Below are 23701 nucleotides of genomic sequence, written 5' to 3' on the forward strand. Positions count from 1 at the left end.
TTCGTCAGCGCCGCCGTCAGTGTCGTCTTGCCGTGGTCGACGTGACCGATCGTGCCGATGTTGCAGTGCGGCTTCGCGCGGTTGAACTTTTCCTTGCCCATCTCTGGTTCCTTTTTGTCTCACGGTGCGTGCGTGGCACGCACCCTACAGGGTGGTAGGGTGCGTGGTTTCCCACGCACCGCGGGTTATGCGTACTTGGACTGGATCTCTTCCGAGATGTTCTGCGGAACGGCTTCGTAGTGGTCGAACTGCATCGTGAACTGTGCCCGTCCCGAGGACATCGAGCGCAGGTTCGAGACGTAGCCGAACATGTTGGCCAGCGGTACCATGCAGTTGATGACGTTCGCGTTGCCGCGGCTGTCCTGGCCCTGCACCATCCCGCGACGGGAGGTCAGGTCGCCGATGATGTTGCCCGTGTATTCCTCGGGCGTCACGACCTCGACCTTCATGATCGGCTCGAGCAGCTTGGCGCCGGCCTTCTTCATGCCTTCGCGCATGCACATCCGCGAGGCGATCTCGAAGGCGAGAACCGAGGAGTCCACGTCGTGGAACTTGCCGTCAACGAGCGCCACCTTGAAGTCGATGACCGGGAAGCCCGCCAGCGGACCCGAGTCCATGACCGACTTGATGCCCTTCTCGACGCCAGGGACGTATTCCTTCGGAACCGTACCGCCGACGATGCGGCTTTCGAACGAATAGCCTTCGCCCGGCGCGGTCGGCGAGATCTCGAGCTGGACCTCGGCGAACTGACCCGAACCACCCGACTGCTTCTTGTGGGTGTAGGTGTGGTTCACCTGCTTCGAGATCGTTTCGCGATAAGCGACCTGCGGCGCGCCGATGTTGGCGTCCACCTTGAACTCGCGGCGCAGACGGTCGACGAGAATGTCGAGGTGAAGCTCGCCCATGCCCTTCATGATCGTCTGGCCCGACTCGATGTCGGTCTCGACGCGGAAGGACGGATCCTCGGCGGCAAGACGCTGGAGACCGGCAGACATCTTCTCCTGGTCGGCCTTCGTCTTGGGCTCGATCGCGATCTCGATGACGGGATCGGGGAAGGTCATGGTTTCCAGCACGACCGGCTTCGAGCCGTCGCACAGGGTATCGCCCGTGGTCGTGTCCTTCAGACCGGCCAGCGCGATGATGTCTCCGGCGAAGGCTTCGTCGATCTCTTCCTGCTTGTTCGAGTGCATCATGACCATGCGGCCGACGCGCTCTTTCCGACCCTTGGTCGAGTTCAGGAGCTGGTCGCCCTTCTTGAGCTGACCCGAGTAGACCCGCGTGAAGGTCAGCGAACCCATGAAGGGGTCGTTCATGATCTTGAACGCAAGACCAGAGAACGGCTCGGAGTCATCGGCGTGACGCTCGATGTTCCGGGTCTCGGTCTCGTCATCCGGCAGGAAGCCGACGTAGGCCGGAACGTCCAGCGGACCGGGCAGGAAGTCGACGACGGCGTTGAGCAAGGGCTGGACGCCCTTGTTCTTGAACGCCGAGCCACCGAGCACGGGGACGAACGACAGGTTCAGCGTGCCCTTGCGGACCAGCTTGCGCAGGGTCACCTCGTCGGGCTCCTCGCCCTCGAGATAGGCCTCCATCGCGGTGTCGTCCTGCTCGACGGCGTTCTCGATCAGGTTCGAGCGCCACTCGTCGGCGAGGTCCTTCAGGCTGTCGCGGATCGGCTTGCGCACCCAGGACGCGCCCAGGTCTTCGCCTTCCCAGACCCACTCTTCCATGGTGATCAGGTCGACGATGCCTTCGAGCTTGTCTTCGGCGCCGATCGGGAAGTTGACCGGAACCGGGATCGCGCCCGTGCGGTCCTTGATCATCTTCACGCAGTTGAAGAAGTCCGCGCCGATCTTGTCCATCTTGTTGACGAACACCATCCGCGGAACCTTGTAGCGGTCGGCCTGGCGCCAGACGGTCTCGGTCTGGGGCTCAACGCCCGCGTTGCCGTCGAGAAGCGCCACGGCACCGTCGAGCACGGCGAGCGAACGCTCGACCTCGATGGTGAAGTCGACGTGTCCCGGGGTGTCGATGATGTTGAAGCGGTACTTCGTGTCGGACGTGCCCTCGGCGGTCGGATCCTCCTGGCGCTGCCAGAAGGTGGTCGTCGCGGCGGAGGTGATGGTGATCCCGCGCTCCTGCTCCTGCTCCATCCAGTCCATGGTCGCGGCGCCGTCATGGACTTCGCCGATCTTGTAGGACTTCCCGGTATAGAACAGGATGCGCTCGGTCGTCGTGGTCTTGCCGGCGTCGATGTGCGCCATGATCCCGAAGTTGCGGTAGCGCTGAAGCGGATATTGGCGGGCCATCTGCCTGCTCCTTGACTCTGAATTACCAGCGGTAGTGGCTGAACGCCTTGTTGGCGTCGGCCATCTTGTGGGTATCTTCGCGTTTCTTGACGGCGGTGCCTCGGCCGTTGACGGCATCCGCCAATTCGCCCGCAAGACGCTCTTCCATCGTGTTCTCGTTCCGCGCACGGGCGGCATTGATCAGCCAACGGATCGCCAGCGCCTCGCGACGCTCGGGTCGAACCTCGACGGGAACCTGGTAGGTCGCACCGCCGACGCGGCGCGAGCGAACCTCGACCGACGGCTTGATGTTGTCGAGAGCCTCGTGGAAGACCTCGACCGGCGACTTCTTCAGGCGGCCTTCGACACGCTCGAAGGCGTTGTAGACGATGCGCTCGGCGACGGACTTCTTGCCGTCGGTCATCAGGTTGTTCATGAACTTGGTCAGAACCCGATCGCCATACTTGGCATCGGGCAGGACTTCACGTTTCTCGGCGGCGTGACGGCGGGACATTCTTTGTCTTCCTCTTACTTCGGACGCTTCGCGCCGTACTTCGAGCGGCGCTGACGACGGTCCTTGACGCCCTGGGTGTCGAGGACACCGCGCAGGATATGATAACGGACGCCGGGAAGGTCCTTCACCCGGCCGCCGCGGATCAGGACCACGGAGTGTTCCTGAAGGTTGTGGCTTTCGCCGGGAATGTAGCTGATGACCTCGAAGCCATTGGTCAGGCGCACCTTGGCAACCTTCCGCATGGCCGAGTTCGGCTTCTTCGGCGTCGTGGTGTAGACGCGCGTGCAGACACCGCGCTTCTGCGGGCAGGACTCGAGGTGCATGGACTTCGAGCGTTTCACTTTGGGCTGCCGGGGATTCCGGATCAGCTGCTGGATCGTGGGCATTGGGTGGTATTCCCCGTGTTGCAACACTTCAGTTCGTGGGGCGCGCGCCCCGGTTCATCTTCCCAGCGGTCCCGTGCGTCCACGAAAACGCGATAAGCCGCGAAGCTCCCAATTGGGGAACCTGCGGTGGGTTTCCAGAGGATCGGAGCAAGGCGCCCGGATCGTGACCACTACATTCCGTTAAAGGGCGGCCAGACCTGTGGCAGCACCCGGAGTGGGCGCCGTATAGAGGGAGTCGCATACCCTGTCAACAGCACCACCCCCGACATATGGGGTGCCTTACGCCACCCCGCCAGCCCTGCGTTCAGATCGCCGCGCCGGGGCCTTTCACCACCTGCTTCGCGGCGAAGGCACGGCGCAGGGCGCGCTCGCGCCAGAGGGTGAAAAGCCCTGTCGCGACGACGATCGACGCGCCGACCAGGGTCATCGCATCGGGCCAGTCGCCGAAGACGAGAAAGCCGAGGATGAGCGCCACGATCAGGCTGGCATAGCGGAACGGCGCGACGAAGCCGATCTCGCCCACGCGCATCGCCGAGACCGACGCGAGGTAGCCTACCATCACGAAAAGAACGGCACCCGTCAGAAGGCCCCAGTCCGCCGTCACCATAGGCTGCCAGTCGGTGAAAAGCGCTCCGACGCCCGAGAAAACCAGAACGCCCGCCGCCGTCGAGAAGGCGACGAGAAGCGATGGCACGTCGGGCGACAGACGGCGCGCAGCAAGGTCGCGCACCGTGACGAAGACCACCGAGGCGAGGCCGAGGACCGACCACTCGGTAAAGCCGTCGCCGCCGGGCCGCACGATCAGGTAGACGCCCGCGAAGCCGATGGCGATGGCCGCGAAGCGCTTCCAGCCCACCGGCTCTCCCAGAAACAGTGCGGCTGCCAGCGTGACCGTCAGCGGCAGGGCCTGGAGGATCGCCGAGAGGTTGGCGATCGGCATGTGGATCAGCGCCGTGATGAATGTCCAGGCGGCCGCGACCTCGGCCACGGTGCGGATTGCGATCAGGGTCCAGTCGCGGCGCGAGACGGGTTGACGCCAGGCGCCCACCGCCAGCACGACGCCCACGAGCAGGATGGTGACGCCGAGGCTTCTCAGCACGAGAAACTGGAACAGCGGCAGCGTCTCGCCCAGCACCTTCAGGCAGGTGTCGTTGATCGTGAAGGCTGCCATGGAGGCCGACATCAGGGCCGCGCCCTTCATGTTCGCTGAAAGCTGCACGCAAGCGCCCCTATGGTTTTGCGCAACAGGTGTCACTTTTCTGCCGCCGCCGCCAGTGAGAACCAGGCATTCCGTTGCTAGGGTTTGCGCAAAGACCGCGAACGGCGGCGCGACGACGAAGCGAGGGCAGATGGCGCAAGAATCCTGCTTGCTGGTCACCACCGTCAAGGACGAGGGAGCCAACATCCTGGAGTGGGTGGCTCACCACCGGCTGTGCGGCTTCGACCGCATCCAGATCTACCAGAACAATTCCACCGACACGACGGTCCAGACCCTGCGCATCCTCGACCGATTGGGGATCATCGAGTTCCACCAGAACAATCAGGGCGGCGACGCTTTCCAGATCCGCGCCTATCGCCGCGCGGCGCGATCCGAAGCCTTTGCCGCGGCCGACTGGTGCATGGTGCTGGATGGCGACGAGCTGTTGAACGTGAAGGTCGGCGAGCACCGCGTCCAGGATCTGATCGCAGCATGCCCCGACACGGCCCAGACCATCATCGTCAACTGGCGTATCTTCGGGTCGGGCGGAGAAGGGGAAATCAAGCACGACCTCGTCAGCGAGCAGTTCACCCGCGCCGAGGCGAAGACGGACATCCTCGAACGGCTGACGGCCTTCAAGCCGCTGTTCCGGACGGACAGCTTCCGCAAGCCCGGCATCCATCTGCCGCGAGATCCGGTGGGCGGAAGCGCGGACAAGGTCCTGTGCAACGCCTCGGGCCTCATGGACGGCGAGTTCCGCCGCAAGCACTGGCGGTCCTGCGATCCGGGGATGCGGCAGTTCGCGCAGGTGAACCACTACATCCTGCGCGACCTGACGAGTTTTCTTGTGAAGCACGCCCGCGGCAGCGCCAATGCCCCCCACCGCGACCTTGGGCTGAACTACTGGCGGACGCACAATCGCAACGAAGCGGTCGTCACCTCTCTCGCCGACCGCGCGCCGGCGATCCGCGACGAGATGCGGCGGCTGAACGAGCTCTCGGACGGGCGCCTGATGCCGCTTCGCGCGCGCGCCGTGCGGCAGCATCGCCTGAGGGTCGAGGAGATGCTGAAGGACGACGCCGTCGCAGCGCTTCGTGATGCCATCCTGGCCGAGATGGAGGCCGCGCCCGTGCCACCGGTCGAAGAAGCCGAGGTCCCTGCCTCGACGTCGCGCGCGATCGGCGTCACCCCGTTCCGCCTGCCGGACGCCGTCAAGCGTCAGGCGGTGTTCCACTCCGTCAGAGCGCCCGCGCCGGACACCGCCACGCCCGGCTCGTCTCGCAAGAAGACCGTTCGCGCCTGATCCGTGCCCACGGCTTCAGCGGACGGCAGGACAAGCCACAGCGCCCCTCCCAGAAGGGCGGCGACGAGGGCGGTCCAGAGGGCTGTCAGCATCGGTGTCTCCGGCAATTCTTGCGAAGGGATAGCTGCTGTCGGCGCGAGTTCCGTGCAGCGCCGGTGCATCCGGCACCCTCATTGGTGCAGCGCAAAGAAAACGGGCCCCGCCGAAGCGAGGCCCCACAGTTTCCACGAGGGTAACGTCAGTCCCGGCTTTCCGGGGTCTGCACGAGATCGGCGTCCACCGTCTCGGAGTCGTCGAAGCTGATGGGCGATGCCAGCGCCGCTGCGGCTTCCGCTTCGGCGCGAGCTTCGTTGATCACCTTCAGGTCGCGCTCGGCGGCGATGCGGCGCACGCGCTGCGTTGCTCCGCCCGTACCCGCCGGGATCAGGCGTCCGACGATCACGTTCTCCTTCAGGCCCACCAGCTTGTCCCGCTTGCCCTGCACCGAAGCCTCGGTAAGGACGCGCGTGGTCTCCTGGAACGAGGCCGCCGAGATGAACGACCGCGTCTGGAGCGACGCCTTGGTGATGCCGAGAAGGATCGGCTCGCCCAGTGCAGGACGGCGGCCATCGGCCTCCGCCTTGGCGTTCACGGCTTCCAGCTCGGACTTGTCGACATGCTCGCCCTTGAGCAGCGTCGTCTCGCCCGAGTCCTGGATCTCCCACTTCTGGAGCATCTGCCGGACGATGACCTCGATGTGCTTGTCGTTGATTTTCACGCCCTGGAGGCGATAGACGTCCTGCACCTCGTCGATCATGTAGTCCGCCAGAGCCTCGACACCCATGATCGACAGGATGTCGTGCGGCGCCGGGTTGCCGTCCATGATGTAGTCGCCCTTCTGGATGAAGTCGCCCTCAGCCACCGGGATGTGCTTGCCCTTCGGAAGCATGTACTCGACAGGCTCCATCGACTCGTCGGCGGGCTCGATCGAGATCCGGCGCTTGTTCTTGTAGTCGCGCCCGAACTTAACGTAGCCGTCGATTTCCGCGATGATCGCGTGGTCCTTCGGACGCCGCGCCTCGAAGAGCTCCGCCACCCGCGGCAGACCGCCGGTGATGTCCTTCGTCTTGGCACCCTCGCGCGGGATACGCGCAACCACGTCGCCCGCCCTGATGTCCGCGCCTTCCTCGATCGAGAGGATGGCGTCCACGGACATAGGATAGGTCAGCGGGTTGCCCTGATCGTTGCGCACGGGTTCGCCGTCCGCGTCGACCAGGATGATCTCGGGCTTGAGGTCGCTTCCCTTGGGCGCTGAGCGCCAGTCGGTCACGATCTTCTGGGTCATGCCCGTCGCGTCGTCGGTTTCGTCGCGGACCGAGATGCCCGAGATGAGGTCCACGAACCGTGCCGCACCCGCCTTCTCGGCGATGATCGGCAGGGTGTAGGGATCCCACTCGAACAGCTTGTCGCCGCGCGCGACCTTGGCGCCTTCCTTCGGGAAGACCTTGGTGCCGTAGCCCAGCTTGTGGCTGGCCCGCTCGGCGCCGGCCTCGTCGACGATCACAAGCTGCATGTTGCGGCCGATCACGATCTGCTCGCCGGCGGCATTCTGGATCAGGTTCGCGTTGCGATACTCGATCTTGCCCTCGGCCGAGCTCTCCATGAACGACTGCTGACCGCCTTGGGCGATGCCGCCGATGTGGAACGTCCGCATCGTCAGCTGGGTGCCCGGTTCGCCGATCGACTGCGCCGCGATGATGCCCACGGCCTCGCCGATGTTGACGAGCGTACCGCGTGCAAGGTCACGACCATAGCACATGGCGCAGACGCCTTCGTCGGCCTCGCAGGTCAGCGGCGAGCGGATGCGCACCGACTGGACCGCCGCCGTCTCGATGGCGTCGGCCTTGCGTTCGTCGATCAGCTCGCCCTTCGCCACGACAACCTCGTCGCTGCCGGGGGCGATGACGTCCTCGGCCGAGACACGGCCCAGCACACGCTCGGCCAGCGACGCCACAACCTCGCCGTCGTTGACGGCGGCTTCGGCGGTGATCGCCTTTTCGGTTCCGCAGTCAGTCAGGCGCACGATGCAGTCCTGCGCGACGTCAACCAGACGGCGGGTCAGATAGCCCGAGTTCGCCGTCTTCAGTGCGGTGTCGGCCAGACCCTTCCGGGCGCCGTGGGTCGAGTTGAAGTACTCGAGCACCGTCAGGCCTTCCTTGAAGTTCGAGATGATCGGCGTCTCGATGATCTCACCGGACGGCTTCGCCATGAGACCTCGCATACCGCCCAGCTGCTTCATCTGCGCCGGCGAACCCCGCGCACCTGAGTGCGACATCATGTAGATCGAGTTGGGCTCCATTTCGGCGCCCGCGTCATCCCTGCGCATGGCCGAGATGTCGGCCATCATCGCGTTGGCCACATCGTCCGAGCATTTGGACCAGGCGTCGACCACCTTGTTGTACTTCTCGCCCTGGGTGATCAGGCCGTCCATGTACTGCTGCTCGAACTCCTTGACCTGCTCGCGCACGTTCTCGACGATTTGCCACTTGGCTTCGGGGATGACCATGTCGTCCTTGCCGAACGAGATGCCGGCCTTGAAGGCCTCCTTGAAGCCCGTCGACATGATCTGGTCGCAGAAGATGACCGACTCTTTCTGGCCGCAGTAGCGGTAGACGTTGTCGATGACCTGCTGCACTTCCTTCTTGCGCAGAAGACGGTTCACGAGCTCGAACGGAGCCTTGGCGTTGAGCGGCAGAAGCGCGCCCAGCTTCACGCGGCCCGGCGTGGTCTCGTAGCGCTTGAACATCTCAAGCCCGTCCTCGCCGATCTGCCTGATCCGCGCGGTGATCTTGGTGTGCAGGTGCACTTCGCCCGCGTCGAGCGCGTGCTGAACCTCGTCGGCGTCGGCGAAGATCATGCCTTCGCCCTTCATGCCCTCGCGCTCCATCGAGATGTAGTAGAGGCCGAGGATCATGTCCTGCGACGGCACGATGATCGGCGCGCCATTGGCGGGCGACAGCACGTTGTTCGTCGACATCATCAGGACGCGCGCTTCCAGCTGGGCCTCGAGGCTCAGCGGGACGTGGACGGCCATCTGGTCGCCGTCGAAGTCGGCGTTGAAGGCCGAGCAGACCAGCGGGTGAAGCTGGATCGCCTTGCCCTCGATCAGGATCGGCTCGAACGCCTGGATGCCCAGACGGTGCAGCGTGGGCGCCCGGTTCAGAAGAACCGGGTGCTCGCGGATGACCTCGTCGAGGATGTCCCAGACCTCGGGACGCTCCTTCTCGACCAGCTTCTTCGCCTGCTTCACGGTCGACGACAGACCCTTTGCTTCCAGCCGCGAATAGATGAACGGCTTGAACAGCTCGAGAGCCATCTTCTTCGGCAGGCCGCACTGGTGCAGCTTCAGTTCCGGGCCCGTCACGATGACCGATCGACCCGAGAAGTCGACCCGCTTGCCCAGAAGGTTCTGGCGGAAGCGGCCCTGCTTGCCCTTCAGCATGTCCGACAGCGACTTCAGCGGACGCTTGTTGGCGCCCGTGATGACGCGACCGCGGCGGCCGTTGTCGAACAGCGCATCGACCGACTCCTGCAGCATCCGCTTTTCGTTGCGGACGATGATGTCGGGCGCACGCAGTTCGATCAGCCGCTTCAGGCGGTTGTTCCGGTTGATGACCCGGCGATAGAGGTCGTTCAGGTCCGAGGTCGCGAAGCGGCCGCCGTCCAGCGGGACCAGCGGGCGCAGTTCCGGCGGAATGACCGGAATGACGGTCAGGATCATCCATTCGGGCCGGTTGCCCGACTCGATGAAGTTCTCGACGATCTTCAGACGCTTGATGATCTTCTTCGGCTTCAGTTCGCCCGTCGCCTCGGCGAGGTCAGCGCGAAGCTGCTCGGCCTCGGCCTCGAGGTCGATGGCGGCCAGCATCTCGCGGATGGCTTCCGCGCCGATGTTCGCCGTGAAGGCGTCCATGCCGTACTGGTCCTGGGCGTCGAGAAACTCTTCCTCGGTCATCAACTGGCCGTAGGACAGGTCAGTCAGGCCCGGCTCGATCACGACGTAGTTCTCGAAGTAGAGAATCCGCTCGAGATCCCGCAGCGTCATGTCCAGCATGAGGCCGATCCGGGACGGAAGCGACTTCAGGAACCAGATGTGCGCGACCGGCGAGGCCAACTCGATGTGGCCCATGCGCTCGCGACGCACCTTCTGAAGCGTCACCTCGACGCCGCACTTCTCGCAGACGACGCCGCGATACTTCATGCGCTTGTACTTGCCGCACAGGCATTCGTAGTCCTTGATCGGTCCGAAGATGCGCGCGCAGAACAGGCCGTCACGCTCGGGCTTGAACGTGCGGTAGTTGATCGTTTCGGGCTTCTTGATCTCGCCGTAGGACCACGAGAGGATCCGCTCGGGCGACGCCAGAGAGATCTTGATCTCGTCGAAGGTCTGCGGCTGAGCGAGCGGGTTGAACGGGTTGGTTGTCAGTTCCTGGTTCATCTTCGAATCCTGTTTTGTCGGTTGCAGGTGTGGCGGGTGAAACCCGCCCTACCTCGACATTTTCCGGTGCGGGGCGGGGGTCACCCCGCCCGCCCGTTCATCACTCGGCTGCAATCCCGCTCTCGTCGTCGTCCACGGCATCCAGAAGTTCCATGTTGAGGCCGAGGCCCCGGACTTCCTTGACAAGAACGTTGAACGACTCCGGCACGCCGGCTTCGAAGTTGTCCTCGCCCTTGACGATCGACTCGTAGACCTTGGTCCGGCCTGCCACGTCGTCCGACTTGACGGTGAGCATCTCCTGCAGCGTGTAGGCCGCGCCGTAGGCTTCCAGCGCCCAGACCTCCATCTCGCCGAAACGCTGGCCGCCGAACTGGGCCTTGCCGCCCAGGGGCTGCTGCGTGACGAGGCTATAGGGCCCGGTGGAACGTGCGTGGATCTTGTCGTCGACAAGGTGGTGCAGCTTCAGCAGGTACTTCACGCCGACGGTTACCTGGCGCGAGAACTTCTCGCCCGTGCGTCCGTCGAACAGGTCGGACTGGCCCGACTGGTTGAAGCCCGCCTTGACCAGCGCCTCGTTGACGTCGGCTTCCTTGGCGCCATCGAAGACCGGGGTCGCGATCGGAACGCCACGGGTGGCGTTCGAGGCGACCTCGACGAGATGAACCTCGTCCAGATCCTTGATGCCCTCATCGTAGACGTCGTCGCCATAGGCGATCTTGAGCGCGTCACGGACCGGGGTCATGTCGCCCGACCGGCGGTATTGCCCAAGGGCTTCGTCGATCTGGATACCCAGACCGCGCGAGGCCCAGCCCATGTGCGTCTCGAGGATCTGGCCCACGTTCATCCGCGACGGCACGCCGAGCGGGTTGAGAACGAAGTCGACCGGAGTGCCATCGCCGAGGAACGGCATGTCTTCGATCGGGACAACCTTCGAGATGACGCCCTTGTTGCCGTGACGTCCGGCCATCTTGTCGCCCGGCTGAAGCTTGCGCTTCACCGCGACGAAGACCTTGACCATCTTCATCACGCCCGGGGGCAGGTCGTCGCCGCGGCGGACCTTCTCGACCTTGTCCTCGAAGCGGTGATCGAGAGCGCGCTTCTGCGCCTCGTACTGCGCGTTCAGCGCCTCGATCGCCTGGGCCTCTTTCTCTTCGCCGATGGCAAGCTGCCACCACTGGCCACGCGAAAGCGTCTCCAGCAGATCATCGTCGATCATGGACTTCGGCTTGATCTGCTTCGGCCCCTTAACGGCGACCTTGCCCATCAGCATGTCCTTAAGGCGCCCGTAGATGTTGCGCTCGAGGATCGCCAGCTCGTCGGCCCGGTCGCGCGACAGGCGCTCGACTTCCTCACGCTCGATCTGAAGCGCGCGCTCGTCTTTCTCGACGCCGTGGCGGTTGAAGACCCGAACCTCGACGATGGTGCCGAAGTCGCCCGGCGGCAGGCGCAGCGACGTGTCGCGCACGTCCGAGGCCTTTTCGCCGAAGATGGCGCGCAGAAGCTTCTCTTCCGGCGTCATCGGGCTTTCGCCCTTGGGCGTGATCTTACCGACGAGGATGTCGCCCGGCCCCACTTCGGCGCCGATATAGACGATGCCGGCCTCGTCGAGGTTGCGAAGCGCTTCCTCGCCAACGTTCGGGATGTCGCGGGTGATCTCTTCCGGCCCGAGCTTGGTGTCGCGGGCGGCGACTTCGAATTCCTCGATGTGGATCGAGGTGAAGACGTCGTCGCGCACGATGCGCTCGGAGATAAGGATCGAGTCCTCGTAGTTGTAGCCGTTCCACGGCATGAAGGCGACGATCACGTTCTTGCCCAGGGCCAGCTCGCCCAACTCGGTCGACGGGCCGTCAGCGACGACTTCGCCGCGGGTGACAGTGTCACCGACCTTCACCAGCGGACGCTGGTTGATGCAGGTGTTCTGGTTCGACCGCTGGAACTTGCGCAGACGATAGATGTCGACGCCCGGATCGCCCGGCTCGAGGCTTTCGGTGGCTCGGATGACGATACGCTGCGCATCGACCTGGTCGACGACGCCCGCACGGCGCGCCTGGATGGCGGCGCCCGAGTCGATGGCGACCTTCTCTTCGATGCCGGTGCCGATCAGCGGGGCTTCGGCCTGAAGAAGAGGCACGGCCTGTCGCTGCATGTTCGACCCCATCAGCGCGCGGTTCGCGTCGTCGTTCTCGAGGAACGGGATCAGCGAAGCCGCGACCGACACGAGCTGCTTCGGCGAGACGTCGATGAGGTCGACCTGCTCGGTCGGCGTCAGCGTGTACTCGCCCGCCTGGCGGGTGTTCACCATCTCGTTCTCGAACCGGCCCTTGCTGTCGAGCTTCGCGTTCGCCTGCGCCACGACGTGACGCATTTCTTCCGTCGCCGACATGTAGACCACGTCGTCGGTGACGGTCGAATCCTTCACGCGGCGATAGGGCGTCTCGATGAAGCCGTACTTGTTCACGCGGGCGAAGGTCGCCAGCGAGTTGATGAGACCGATGTTCGGGCCTTCCGGCGTCTCGATCGGGCACATCCGGCCATAGTGCGTCGGGTGAACGTCGCGGACCTCGAAGCCCGCACGCTCCCGCGTCAGACCGCCCGGTCCAAGGGCCGAGAGACGGCGCTTGTGGGTGACTTCCGACAGCGGGTTGGTCTGGTCCATGAACTGCGACAGCTGCGATGAGCCGAAGAACTCGCGCACCGCGGCCGCGGCGGGCTTGGCGTTGATCAGGTCCTGCGGCATGACGGTGTCGATCTCGACCGACGACATGCGCTCCTTGATCGCGCGCTCCATCCGCAGAAGGCCGACGCGGTACTGGTTCTCCATCAGCTCGCCGACCGACCGGACGCGGCGGTTGCCGAGGTGGTCGATGTCGTCGATGTCGCCCTTGCCGTCGCGCAGCTCCACCAGCGCCTTGATGCACGAGACGATGTCTTCCTTGCGCAGGGTTCGGTGGGTGTCCGGCGCATCGAGGTCGAGGCGCATGTTCATCTTCACGCGGCCGACAGCCGAAAGGTCATAGCGCTCGGAATCGAAGAACAGCGTGTCGAACAGGGCCGACGCGGCGTCGACCGTGGGCGGCTCGCCCGGACGCATCACGCGATAGATGTCCATGAGCGCGGTGTCGCGGTTCATGTTCTTGTCCGCGGCCATCGTGTTGCGGATGTACGGACCCACGTTGATGTTGTCGATGTCGAGAACCGGGATGTCGGTCACGTCGGCATCCATCAGATCCTTCAGAGTTCCGCCGGTGACGTTGCCTTCCTTGTCGGTCAGCCAAGTCAGCTCGTCGCCCGCTTCGGCATAGATCGCGCCATTCTCTTCATTGACCATGTCCTTCGCGACGTAGCGACCGACGATGTTGTCGAACGGCACGAGCAGCTCCGAGATGCTACCCTCTTCGATCATTTGCTTGACGGCGCGCGGCGTGACCTTCTTGCCCGCCTCGGCGATCACTTCGCCCGTCTTCGCGTCGACGAGGTCGTACGTCGGCCGGGTGCCGCGGACGCGCTCGGGGAAGAACTTGGTAACCCAGCCCTTGTTCTTCTTCAGCTTGAAATCGACGGTGTTGTAGTAGGCGTCCATGATCGCCTCCTGGTCCATGCCGAGGGCATAGAGCAGGGTCGTCACGGGCAGCTTCCGGCGGCGGTCGATCCGCGCGAAGACGCTGTCCTTGGCGTCGAACTCGAAGTCGAGCCACGAGCCGCGATAGGGAATGATGCGGCAGGCGAAGAGCAGCTTGCCCGACGCGTGGGTCTTGCCCTTGTCATGGTCGAAGAACACGCCCGGCGAGCGGTGCATCTGGGACACGATCACGCGCTCGGTGCCGTTCACGATGAACGTCCCGTTCGGCGTCATCAGGGGCATGTCGCCCATGAAGACGTCCTGTTCCTTGATGTCCTTGACCGACTTCGCGCCGGTATCCTCGTCCACATCGAACACGATCAGGCGCAGCGTCACCTTCAGCGGCGCCGAATAGGTCATGTCGCGCTGCTGGCATTCCTCGACGTCGTACTTCGGCTTCTCGAGCTCGTACTTGACGAACTCCAGCACCGCGGTCTCGTTGAAGTCCTTGATCGGGAAGACCGACTGGAAGACACCCTTGATGCCTTCGCCGTCCTGCGGATCGGACTGGTCGCCCGAGTTCAGGAACAGGTCGTACGAGGATTTCTGAACCTCGATGAGGTTCGGCATCTCCAGGACTTCGCGGATCTTGCCGAAGTATTTGCGGTAGCGTTTCTGGCCGAGATAGGACGTCGCCATGCGCGTATGCACCTTTCGTTTTCAGGGGTCCGACCAGCCGCCGGGGTTCGGCAGTCGACCCGAGAAACAGCCGGAACCCGACAATACCTGGCCGCCCTCCCACAGGCAGCCTCCCGTCAGGGTTCCGCACCTTAGGAAACGCAGTCGCCGAAACTGCCCTTCCTGAGACGCGGAAAGCCGGACCCGGATATGCCGGGTCCAGCTTGTCTTGGATGAGGGCGGACGGACCGCCCCCCGATCACTTGAGCTCGACTTCGGCGCCGGCCGCTTCGAGTTTCGCCTTGATGTCGTCGGCTTCCGATTTGGAGACCTGCTCCTTCACGGCCTTGCCGCCGGCCTCGACGAGGTCCTTGGCTTCTTTCAGGCCCAGACCGGTGATCGCGCGCACTTCCTTGATCACGTTGATCTTCTGGGCGCCCGCGCTCTTGAGAATGACGTCGAACTCGGTCTTCTCTTCGACAGCGGCACCGGCATCGCCGGCAGCCGGACCGGCCATCATCACCGCGCCGCCGGCGGCGGGCTCGATGCCATATTCGTCCTTGAGGATTGTTTTCAGTTCCTGGGCCTCGAGAAGCGTGAGACCCACGATCTCTTCGGCGAGTTTCTTCAGATCAGCCATTTCTGTCTTCCGTTTCCTAAGATGTGTTCCAACGCGAGGTGGTTCAACCCCACGCGGGCCTCATGTCGTCAAGCGGCTTCCGCACGCTCCTCGATGGTCGAGAGAATGCTCGCGATGTTCGAAGCAGGCGCGCCAATGGCACCGGCGATGTTCGCGGCCGGGGAACCGATCTGCGCCACGATCTGAGCGATGAGCTCTTCCCGCGACGGCAAGTCGGCGACGGCTTTGACACCAGCGGCGTCCAGCGACGTGTCGCCCATCGCACCACCCAGGATCACCAGCTTCTGGTTGTCCTTGGCGTACTTGTCCATGACCCGGGCCGCGGCCGTCGGATCTTCGGAATAGGCGAACACGGTCATACCCGAGAGAAGGTCCGAAACGGATGCGTTCGGCTTCCCCTGAAGGGCGATTTTGGCGAGCCTGTTCTTGGCGACGCGAACGGCACCGCCGGCGGCGCGCATCTGCGCCCGGAGGTCCGTCATCTCGCGAACCGTGAGACCCGCGTAGTGGGCAACCACCACGACGCCAGAGCTTTCGAAGATCTGGCCGAGCTCGTCGACCAATTTCTCTTTCTGGGCTCTATCCACAGTTTCACTCCAAGTTTGGAGGGGTGACCCTCCGGCTCTGCAATGCCGGGCAAGGCGCCCGACACTTCGGGTCCTTACGGGTCCGTCGCAATCGCGCCGTCGGGGGAAAGGCCCTCGAAAACGTATTCCTCTGTTCCCGTCTCAGGCAGGAATTACAGGCGCAATGCCAACCCACCGTCTCGGACGAAATGTCGGGGGGCTACGTGACCGCAACCCCCAGACCGCCGCGTCTTAGAGCGAATCGCAGGGGATGGAAAGATCAAATGTTACTGTGACGTCAAAGTCGCGGTCTCGTGACCGCGGCTGTGCCGCGCGTTCGCAGGACGCGAATCGAATTGTTGAGCGTCAGCATAGCGCCTACGTATCGCCTCCGCCAAGGTATGTGGGTCAGGGGGTTGCGGTCGGATGGATGTGTCGCGGAAGCTCGAGTCGTTCCCCCGGGAAATGCCGCCCGACCACGAGGTCACCCTGAAGAACCCTCGGCGCCTGGCGGCGTTGACGGCGACGGGACTGCTCGACACCGGCGACGAAGACGCCTTCGACCGGGCGGTGCGCCTGGCCACGCGGCTTGTCGGCGCGCCGGTCGGCCTTCTGTCCCTCGTCGACGGCCGGCGTCAGTTCTTCAAGGCGCACTCCGGGCTTCCGGGCGAGGTCGCGGCACGACGCGAATCCGCCCTCAGCCATTCGCTGTGCCAGTATGTCGTCACCACCGACCGGCCCCTCGCCGTGGCCGACGCACGGCAGCACGACCTGTTGCGGCACAACCTCGCCGTTCCCGACCTGGGCGTGATCGCCTATCTCGGCGTCCCGGTCCATGCGCCCGACGGCGAGACGCTGGGCTCCTTCTGCGCCATCGACACCCGGCCCCGGGACTGGACCGAGGGTGATCTCGAAGCGCTGGCGGACATCGCAGCCTTCTTGGAGGACGTGATCGCACTGAGGGAAGCGGCGCGCGGCCGCCAGATCCTCGTCATGGAGCTGAACCATCGTGTGAAGAACATCTTCTCGATGGTAGGCGGCATGATCGGCCTCTCCTCGCGGACCGCGGGTACGGCCGCCGACCTGGCCTCGTCGCTCCGCAGCCGTCTCGTCGCGCTGTCGAAGGCGCACGACCTCGTGTTGCCGGCCGGACGCGAGGGTCAAAGGGCGGAGGCGACACTGCAGACCATCGTCACCACCCTCATCGAGCCGCATCAGAAGAACGAAAGCTCGCAGTTCGTCATCGAAGGCCCCGCGATCCACCTGGGCGGCTCGGGCACCACCAACCTCGCGCTGGCGCTGCACGAGATGGCGACGAACGCCGCCAAGTACGGCGCGCTCGGCGACCCGGAGGGCACGCTGCGCGTCTGCTGGACGGTCGAGGACGAAACGCTGACCCTAACGTGGACCGAAGAAACAGCGAGCTCCGCGCCCGACGAAGACCTCGATGAAGGTTTCGGGTCGACCCTGATCGACACGGTCGTGCGCGGAAGCCTCGGAGGCGACGTCCGGCTCGATCGGAGGTCCAACGGCTACGTCTACACCCTGCGGCTTCCGATGGCGTCGCTGACCGAGGGCTGAGCGTGCCCGCGGGCTATCTGAACGACGTGTAGGGAATATACCGAACCGGATCGCCCGGCACAATGTCGCGGGCGTCGTCCCCGATCTCGACCAGCCCGTCGGCCCAGGCGAGGCCCGAGATGCGACCGGACCCCTCGCTCCTGAAGACCTCGGCGGAACCCTCCGGCGTCATCCGCGCCCGCAGGTATTCGCGCCGCCCCGGCTTCTTCCGCTTCGAGAAGGCGGCGGGGACGGTGAATCCCTGCGGCGTCCGCCACCCTTCCCCGCCCATCAGCGCGAAGGCGGGCCGCGCGAAGATCAACGTGCAGACAAGCGCCGCCACGGGATTGCCAGGAAGACCGAAGACCGGAACCCCCTTCCACATCCCCAGCGCCAGCGGCCGCCCAGGCTTCAGCGCGATGCGCCAGTCGCCTCGCGTGCCGGTCTCGCCCAAAAGCGCCGAGACGTGGTCCTCGTCGCCTGCCGAGGCCCCGCCCGAGGTCAGGATGGCATCCGCCGTCTTCGCGCCTGCGTCCAGCGCGGTGCGCAGGCGGTCCAGGTCGTCGGGCACATGACCCAGGTCCACCGCCTCCATCCGCCAGTCGCGCAGGAGCGCCAGAAGCATCGGCCGGTTCGCGTCGTAGGTCCGCGCGGGATCGGGTGTGGCTCCGCTCGCCACGATCTCGCTGCCCGTAGACAGGACGCCGACGCGAAGCGGACGGAACACCTCGACCTCGGTCACCCCCGTCGCAGCCAGCAGCGCAAGCTCGGGAGGACCGAGGCGCACACAAGGGGCCAGCGCCTCGTCCCCCTCGTTCACGTCCTCGCCCGCGCGCCGAGTGTTCGCGCCCGGCTTCACCTTGCCCCGGAACGCAACCTGCCGCCCGTCGGTCGCGGTATCCTCGTCCAGCACCACCGTGTCGACGCCATCTGGCAGAAGGGCCCCCGTCAGGATGCGGATGGCGTGTCCCTCCGGCACGCGGCGTCCGTACGGCGCCCCCGCCGCGGCGCGACCCTCGATCAGGGGCAGCGTGACGTCAGCAGGCCCGAGCGCCGCGTGGGCAAACCCGTATCCGTCGACGGCAGAGTTCGCCGCCGGCGGGTTCGCGCGCCGCGCGACGGCGGACCGGGCGAGGATCCGCCCCTCGGCCCCCGCGAGCGGACGAACCTCGGCGCCAACAACCGGATGCAGCCGCGCCCGCAACCGCTCCAGTGCCTCGTCGACCGGCGTCCAGTCGATGCCGGGCGGCAGGGCGAAACAATCGTCGCGGAGCGGCGGGGGTCGCAACGGAGAATTCGGCATCGAAAGCGCCTCGATCAGGGTCGTCGCCGCGCCGGCACCTAAAATCCAGGCTTCCTCCCTTGCTTCGGGTGGCGCGTCCATCAACTTTGCAAGAATGTCCGTTCGTAATCGCGAGAGCGCCACGGCAAGCAGCGTCACCTGCGCCCTATCGCGGATTTTGTCTTCGGACAACCTTACCGCCGATTCAATGATGCCTGGCCAAATCTCGGCGAGGACGACTTGGCCCTCGTCCCAACACTGGTCGAGAGGCCATACTGTGACGCCTTCGCGACGGCGGAGTCTTGCGAGGACGGGTAGCCCAGTAAGGACCTGCCCACCGACCGTGGGATGGAAGGCTAGTTGGAAGCAGCTGGACGCGGCCTTGGCGACGCGGTCCGTTTCTCGCTTCTCCGCAAAAGGCCCGAAGATCACACCCTGCTTCCGATAGGGTACGCCAGGAAAGTTATCCTCGCCGTGCTTGCCCCAGAACGGGCCGGGATCGGCAAACAGACAATTGATCTCCTCCGCAACTTCGAAGCGATTGTTTGCACCATCCTCGGTGTCGGTGATGCGCGCCTCGAGCCAGTCCCAGAGGGCGAACGGGTCGTTAGACCCGGTAACGGCGGACGCAAAGCCTTTGGGGTAGCCGAAGGGGAAGTCGAACCCCGCCAATACACGTCGTCCTTCAGTGCGCTCGGCGCCGAAGGTCTGGTCGAGCCAGCGCTCCGCCTCCATGCGACTTCTGAGATATACGGGCTCAGCAACTTCTCCCTGCCGGACCACACCCGCCCAAATCGCATCCTTTTGAGGACGCTTGGACTTCGCGCGGCCCGCCGACCAGTCCACGACGATGAAGGTATCGAACCCCCTCACACGCCCAGCTCCGCCGCGATGAAGTCCGCGATCCCCGGCGTGTCGTCGAGGTGGAACGTCGGCCGACCCTCTGCCTGCGCGTCGCTGTCGGACGCGATGGCGCGGATCGTCGGGTCGTCAGCGGCGATCAGGGGGCTTCCGGTCGCTGAGCGGTGCGCCTCGATCTTCGGGTGCCGGTCACGCTTGAACCCCTCGACCAGCACGAGGTCCACGGGCGACAACCGGCCCAGCAGGTCCTCGAGCGTCGGCTCGTCGTCGCCCCGCAACTCGTGCATCAGCGCCCACCTGTTCCGGCTGGACAGCAGAACCTCGGTCGCGCCCGCCACGCGATGCCGGTGGCTGTCCTTGCCCTCGTGGTCGACGTCGAAGCTGTGGTGCGCGTGCTTGACCGTAGAAACCGTCAGGCCCCGCCCGCGAAACTCGGTCACAAGACGCTCGACCAGCCCTGTCTTCCCGGAATTCTTCCATCCCGCCACGCCCCAGACCTTCATGCGCCCCCCAGCAGGCGCGCCGCCTCGGCGAGGTCCTCGGGGGTGTTGACGTTGAAGAACGGGTCGAAGCGATCCACGGCGAACTCCGCCGACGCCGTGCCGTGCCCGTCCGTCCACAGCACGACCTTGCGCACGCCCTCGGCCAGCGCGCGCCGCAGGTCGTCGCGCAATACGACCGGCCAGAGACCGAAGGTCGGATGGCGGCCGTTCTCGGTCGTCGCAAGCGCGATCGGCTTCCCCTCGCGCTCGACGGCGAGAAGAAGCCGCGGCACGAGGTCGGCCGGAAGAAAGGGCGTATCGGCGGCAGCGGTGACGATGTGGCTCGCCCCCTGCCCGGCCGCCCAGTCGAGCCCGGCCAGCACACCGGCCAGGGGACCCGCATACCCCTCGATGCTGTCGGACAGCACGGGCAGGCCGAGGTCCGCGAAACGCGTCGGATCCCCGTTCGCGTTCAACGCCAGCCCCCCCACCTGCGGACCCAGGCGGTCGATGACCTGCGACAGGATCGTTCCGGCGCCGAGCGGCAGCAGCCCCTTGTCGCCGCCGCCCATCCGCGTGGCGAGACCGCCTGCAAGGATCACGCCCAAAGGCGCCATCACTCCGACCTCCATCCCGCGATGCGGGCCCGGAACGCCCGCGCGTCAAGGCCCTCCGGCAAGGCCGCGTCGGGGACCGCCACCATCGAGATGCCGGAGCGGAACACCGTTCCACCCCGCACCGCAGCGACCGCATCGACCGCGGCCCAGGTCAGGTTCCGCTGCGACACCCGGTCGGTCAGGGTAATGCCTTCGGGCCCGAACACCGCTTCGGTTTCACCCGCCGCGTCCCAATGTCGGCCGATCACGTCCCAGAAACGCGCCATCCGCGTCCGCTGGAAATAGACGAAGACCGCCAGAAAGACCCCCGCCCCCGCAAGCCCCGCCGCGACGTGATACGGCGTCAGCCCCCACAGCGTGACCGCGCCCGCCAGCATCCCTACGCCGGCCCAGACCACGGCCCAGAACAGCGCACGCTGGATGAACGGCGTGGGCGGCACGACGCTTTGCCACCAGCCGGTCATGGCGCGGCGCCAGAGCGCGCGGTCATAGGCGAACGTCACCCGCACGGTCCGGTCGACGGCGTCGTCCCTCAAGTGTCCTCTCCCTTGCGCCCGTGCTTTCTGTCCTCTGCCTTGACGTGTGCCGGGTCCGCATCGCGGATCAGCCGGTCCTCGCCCGCCAGGCAGGTGAACCTGTTGCCCCGCATCCGCCCGATCAGCGTCAAACCCACCTGCCGGGCGATGTCGACCCCCCACGCGGTGAATCCCGAGCGCGAGACCAGCACGGGAATCCCCATGTGCGCGCACTTGATGACCATCTCCGAGGTCAGCCGACCGGTGGTGTAAAGGATCTTGTCCGCTCCCCCGACACCCTCGGACAGCATCCAGCCAGCGATCTTGTCCACCGCGTTGTGACGGCCCACGTCCTCCATGTAGACCAGCGGGCGGTCCTTCTCGCACAGCACCGTCCCGTGGATCGCCCCGGCTTCCAGATAGAGCGAGGGCGTCGTGTTGATCGTCTTCGCGAGCGCATAGAGCCACGAGGTCCGAACCGGGGCTTCGGGCAGCGTCAGCTCTTCGAGACCCTCCATCATGTCGCCGAAGACCGTGCCCACGGCGCAGCCCGACGTGCGCGTCTTCTTCTTCAGCTTCTCCTCATAGGTCGTGGCCCCATCGGTCCGCACCACGACGGTTTCGAGCTCTTCGTCGAAGTCGACGCCCTTCACCGTCTCGCCGTCGCGCAACATGCCCTGGTTGCGCAGGAAGCCGAGTGCGAGGTACTCCGGAAAGTCCCCTATCGTCATGGCCGTGACGATCTCCTGGCCGTTGAGGAAGATCGTCAGCGGACGCTCCTCGACGACCTGGATGGTCTGCCGGACGCCCGCTTCGTCGACGCCGTCGACCGTCCGGGTCAGACCGGCGCGCGCCGGGTCCGGCGCGATGAGGAATTGATGGGGGTCATCACGACCCATGATTTGCCGTCCGTTGTCCGGTGAGGTATCGCGTCCCGAGACTAAGGGCAGGCCATGACCTCCACCACCCGAAAATCCGCCTTCGTCCGGGGCACGCTCGACAGCGTGCCCTTCCTCGTGGTGGGCGTCCCCTTTGCCGTTCTCTTCGGCGTCGTCGCGACCGAGGCTGGCCTCGACGTGGCGCAGGTTCTCGGCATGTCGATCCTGGTGATCGCCGGCGCGTCGCAGTTCACCGCCGTGCAGCTCATGTCGGACAACGCGCCCGTGTGGACGGTGCTGGCCGCCGCTCTCGCCGTGAACCTCAGGATGGCGATGTATTCGGCCAGCCTTCAGCCCCACCTCGGCGCGGCACGGTTCCGGCAGCGGGCGCTGGTCTCCTATCTCAACGTCGACGGAAGTTACGCCCTGTCGATCCAGGAATACGAGGCCCGGCCCGCGATGACCCTGGGCGAAAAGCTGGGCTACTTCTTCGGCACAATGGTCCTGATGACGCCCTTGTGGTTTGCCGGATCCTGGGTCGGCGCGGTCGCGGGACAGGCCCTGCCCGAGAGCCTAGCGATGGACTTCGCCATGCCGATCCTGTTCCTCGCGCTCGTCGGCCCGATGCTGAGGACGCTCGCGCACCTGGGCGCTGCGGTCACATCCGTGTTGGCCGCGATGCTGCTGTCATTCATGCCGCAGGGCACCGGAATCCTCCTCGCCGGACTCGTCGCCATGGCCGTGGGCGCCGAAATCGAACGGAGGATGAAACGGTGAGCTATTCCGACGCGACCGTCTGGACCATCATCGCGATAATGGGGATCGGGACCTACCTGATCCGCTTCTCGTTCCTCGGGCTGATCGGCAACCGGCAGATGCCCGAATGGGTGCTGCGCCACCTTCGCTATACCCCCGTCGCCGTCCTGCCCGGCCTCGTGGCACCGCTTGTCGTCTGGCCGGACGCGACCGGAGGCTCGCCGGACCCGGCGCGCATGGCGGCGGCCCTCATAACGCTCGCGGTGTCCTGGTGGCGCTCGTCGATGCTTCAGGGCGCGGTCGTGGGAGCCGCGACGCTGGCGCTTCTGCTCTGGATCAGTTGAAGCCGAAGCCGGCGACGAGAAGCACGTTGTGGTTCTTGTCGGCATCGTCGTCGGTGATCTCGCGCGTCGTGGCACCCGGCAGCGCGCCGAAACTCTGCATCAGGGACTTCGGATAATATCCGACGCGAACGGACCCAAAGCCCTTCACCTCGTTCAGGATGCGCGAGATCGAAAGCGCGCATTGCGCCTTCGGTACGGCGCCATAGCCTTTAGCCAAGGCTGCGATCAGCCGTGCCTCGTCTGCGGTGACTGGCAGCTTCTGCTCGATCACCTTGTGCGTCTCTCGCGCGTGATAGTCGATGTAGACCGCCAGCGCCCGGTCGGTCATGCCGTAAACCACGTCGTTGCGTTCGGGTGCGAAGGGCAGCTTGAAGCTCCCGGCGGGGTCGAAGAGGATCCGCTCGCCCGGCGAAGCGATCAGCAAACCCGAGTGAACACCCGAACCATTGCGCAGGCCGACGACCGTATAAAGCGTCAGCTCGGTCGGACCCCGATAGTCATAGGCGAACTTCCGGACTTCGGAATCGGGCGCCCAGACCGGTTCGGCGGGGCCGCCGCATCCCGCGAGCGCCGCGAGGCACATCAGGATCGCGACGAGCCTCGGCGCGACCATCGTCAGGAATTGAATATCGCGAGGAAAATAAGGATCAGGATCGACAGGATGGCGACGTTCTTCGACCAGCGCACGAAGCCCTCGAAGGTCTTCTCATGCGTGCTGATGTCCATCTCGCCGTGCTTGTGCTCAGCCATCTTGGGCTCCCCGAAAACCATTCCGCGCCTGACTAGCTCAGGACGCG

At 65.2% G+C, this 23701-nt stretch carries 20 protein-coding genes; 4 read left to right on the plus strand and 16 right to left on the minus strand.

The window, feature by feature from the left end; all coding sequences use genetic code 11:
- The 5 genes from C8D95_RS09910 to C8D95_RS09930 all read right to left on the minus strand — a co-directional run.
- On the minus strand, positions 1 to 101 hold a 101-nt coding region (locus tag C8D95_RS09910), incomplete at its 3' end, for a GTP-binding protein (RefSeq protein WP_249033317.1).
- An 84-nt stretch (positions 102 to 185) separates the two neighbouring features.
- Positions 186 to 2309: an elongation factor G gene (gene fusA / locus C8D95_RS09915; protein WP_109759033.1), complete on the minus strand. Its 2124-nt coding sequence runs from the start codon at positions 2307 to 2309 to the stop codon at positions 186 to 188.
- A 22-nt stretch (positions 2310 to 2331) separates the two neighbouring features.
- Complete coding sequence (gene rpsG, locus C8D95_RS09920) at positions 2332 to 2802, minus strand: 30S ribosomal protein S7 (protein ID WP_109759034.1); 471 nt, start codon at positions 2800 to 2802, stop codon at positions 2332 to 2334.
- 14 nt (positions 2803 to 2816) lie between these two features.
- Entirely contained in the window at positions 2817 to 3188 is a 372-nt protein-coding gene (gene rpsL / locus C8D95_RS09925; protein WP_109759035.1) for a 30S ribosomal protein S12, read from the minus strand.
- A 304-nt stretch (positions 3189 to 3492) separates the two neighbouring features.
- On the minus strand, positions 3493 to 4407 hold the full coding sequence (locus C8D95_RS09930; protein WP_109759036.1) for a DMT family transporter: 915 nt from the start codon (positions 4405 to 4407) through the stop codon (positions 3493 to 3495).
- A 148-nt stretch (positions 4408 to 4555) separates the two neighbouring features.
- On the opposite strand from C8D95_RS09930, the gene C8D95_RS09935 reads away from it, so the two are divergent.
- The gene (locus C8D95_RS09935) at positions 4556 to 5689 is read left to right on the plus strand and encodes a glycosyltransferase family 2 protein (protein ID WP_164721772.1); all 1134 of its coding nucleotides are present in this window, start codon (positions 4556 to 4558) and stop codon (positions 5687 to 5689) included.
- Between the two features lie 238 nt (positions 5690 to 5927).
- Here the strand turns inward: C8D95_RS09935 and rpoC are convergent, their stop codons facing one another.
- The 4 genes from rpoC to rplJ all read right to left on the minus strand — a co-directional run bounded on the left by rpoC (position 5928) and on the right by rplJ (position 15630).
- Positions 5928 to 10166, minus strand: coding sequence for a DNA-directed RNA polymerase subunit beta' (rpoC, locus tag C8D95_RS09940; RefSeq protein WP_109759037.1), 4239 nt, complete (start codon positions 10164 to 10166; stop codon positions 5928 to 5930).
- Positions 10167 to 10266: 100 nt separating this feature from the next.
- The gene (rpoB, locus tag C8D95_RS09945) at positions 10267 to 14424 is read right to left on the minus strand and encodes a DNA-directed RNA polymerase subunit beta (protein WP_109759038.1); all 4158 of its coding nucleotides are present in this window, start codon (positions 14422 to 14424) and stop codon (positions 10267 to 10269) included.
- Between the two features lie 238 nt (positions 14425 to 14662).
- A complete protein-coding gene (gene rplL, locus C8D95_RS09950) occupies positions 14663 to 15043 on the minus strand; it encodes a 50S ribosomal protein L7/L12 (protein WP_109759039.1) in 381 nt (126 codons plus the stop codon).
- A gap of 68 nt (positions 15044 to 15111) precedes the next feature.
- Positions 15112 to 15630: a 50S ribosomal protein L10 gene (gene rplJ / locus C8D95_RS09955; protein ID WP_109759040.1), complete on the minus strand. Its 519-nt coding sequence runs from the start codon at positions 15628 to 15630 to the stop codon at positions 15112 to 15114.
- A 405-nt stretch (positions 15631 to 16035) separates the two neighbouring features.
- Between rplJ and C8D95_RS09960 the strand changes: the two genes are divergently transcribed.
- Positions 16036 to 17190 carry a sensor histidine kinase gene (locus C8D95_RS09960; protein WP_109759041.1) on the plus strand — a complete coding sequence of 385 codons (1155 nt, stop codon included), beginning with the start codon at positions 16036 to 16038 and terminating at the stop codon, positions 17188 to 17190.
- A gap of 13 nt (positions 17191 to 17203) precedes the next feature.
- Here C8D95_RS09960 and C8D95_RS09965 read toward each other — a convergent pair whose 3' ends face one another.
- The 5 genes from C8D95_RS09965 to fdhD are packed head-to-tail and all read right to left on the minus strand — an operon-like array spanning position 17204 to position 21825.
- Entirely contained in the window at positions 17204 to 19324 is a 2121-nt protein-coding gene (locus C8D95_RS09965; protein ID WP_109759042.1) for a molybdopterin-binding protein, read from the minus strand.
- Positions 19321 to 19815: a molybdopterin-guanine dinucleotide biosynthesis protein B gene (mobB, locus tag C8D95_RS09970; RefSeq protein ID WP_109759043.1), complete on the minus strand. Its 495-nt coding sequence runs from the start codon at positions 19813 to 19815 to the stop codon at positions 19321 to 19323. The genes C8D95_RS09965 and mobB overlap by 4 nt, the downstream gene beginning before the upstream one ends.
- A complete protein-coding gene (gene mobA / locus C8D95_RS09975) occupies positions 19812 to 20414 on the minus strand; it encodes a molybdenum cofactor guanylyltransferase MobA (RefSeq protein ID WP_109759359.1) in 603 nt (200 codons plus the stop codon). The genes mobB and mobA overlap by 4 nt, the downstream gene beginning before the upstream one ends.
- A complete protein-coding gene (locus tag C8D95_RS09980) occupies positions 20411 to 20947 on the minus strand; it encodes a hypothetical protein (protein ID WP_109759044.1) in 537 nt (178 codons plus the stop codon). The genes mobA and C8D95_RS09980 overlap by 4 nt, the downstream gene beginning before the upstream one ends.
- On the minus strand, positions 20944 to 21825 hold the full coding sequence (fdhD, locus tag C8D95_RS09985; RefSeq protein WP_109759045.1) for a formate dehydrogenase accessory sulfurtransferase FdhD: 882 nt from the start codon (positions 21823 to 21825) through the stop codon (positions 20944 to 20946). The genes C8D95_RS09980 and fdhD overlap by 4 nt, the downstream gene beginning before the upstream one ends.
- Before the next feature lie 54 nt (positions 21826 to 21879).
- Between fdhD and C8D95_RS09990 the strand changes: the two genes are divergently transcribed.
- Both C8D95_RS09990 and C8D95_RS09995 read left to right on the plus strand, forming a co-directional pair.
- Entirely contained in the window at positions 21880 to 22581 is a 702-nt protein-coding gene (locus C8D95_RS09990; protein WP_109759046.1) for an AzlC family ABC transporter permease, read from the plus strand.
- Complete coding sequence (locus C8D95_RS09995; protein ID WP_109759047.1) at positions 22578 to 22904, plus strand: AzlD domain-containing protein; 327 nt, start codon at positions 22578 to 22580, stop codon at positions 22902 to 22904. The genes C8D95_RS09990 and C8D95_RS09995 overlap by 4 nt, the downstream gene beginning before the upstream one ends.
- On the opposite strand, the gene C8D95_RS10000 is transcribed toward C8D95_RS09995, so the two are convergent.
- Positions 22897 to 23517 carry a hypothetical protein gene (locus C8D95_RS10000; protein ID WP_109759048.1) on the minus strand — a complete coding sequence of 207 codons (621 nt, stop codon included), beginning with the start codon at positions 23515 to 23517 and terminating at the stop codon, positions 22897 to 22899. The genes C8D95_RS09995 and C8D95_RS10000 overlap by 8 nt on opposite strands.
- Before the next feature lie 2 nt (positions 23518 to 23519).
- Positions 23520 to 23654: an aa3-type cytochrome c oxidase subunit IV gene (locus C8D95_RS10005; RefSeq protein WP_109759360.1), complete on the minus strand. Its 135-nt coding sequence runs from the start codon at positions 23652 to 23654 to the stop codon at positions 23520 to 23522.
- Between the last annotated feature and the right edge of the window lie 47 nt (positions 23655 to 23701).

This window comes from Silicimonas algicola, assembly GCF_003148765.1.
Lineage (GTDB): Bacteria > Pseudomonadota > Alphaproteobacteria > Rhodobacterales > Rhodobacteraceae > Silicimonas > Silicimonas algicola.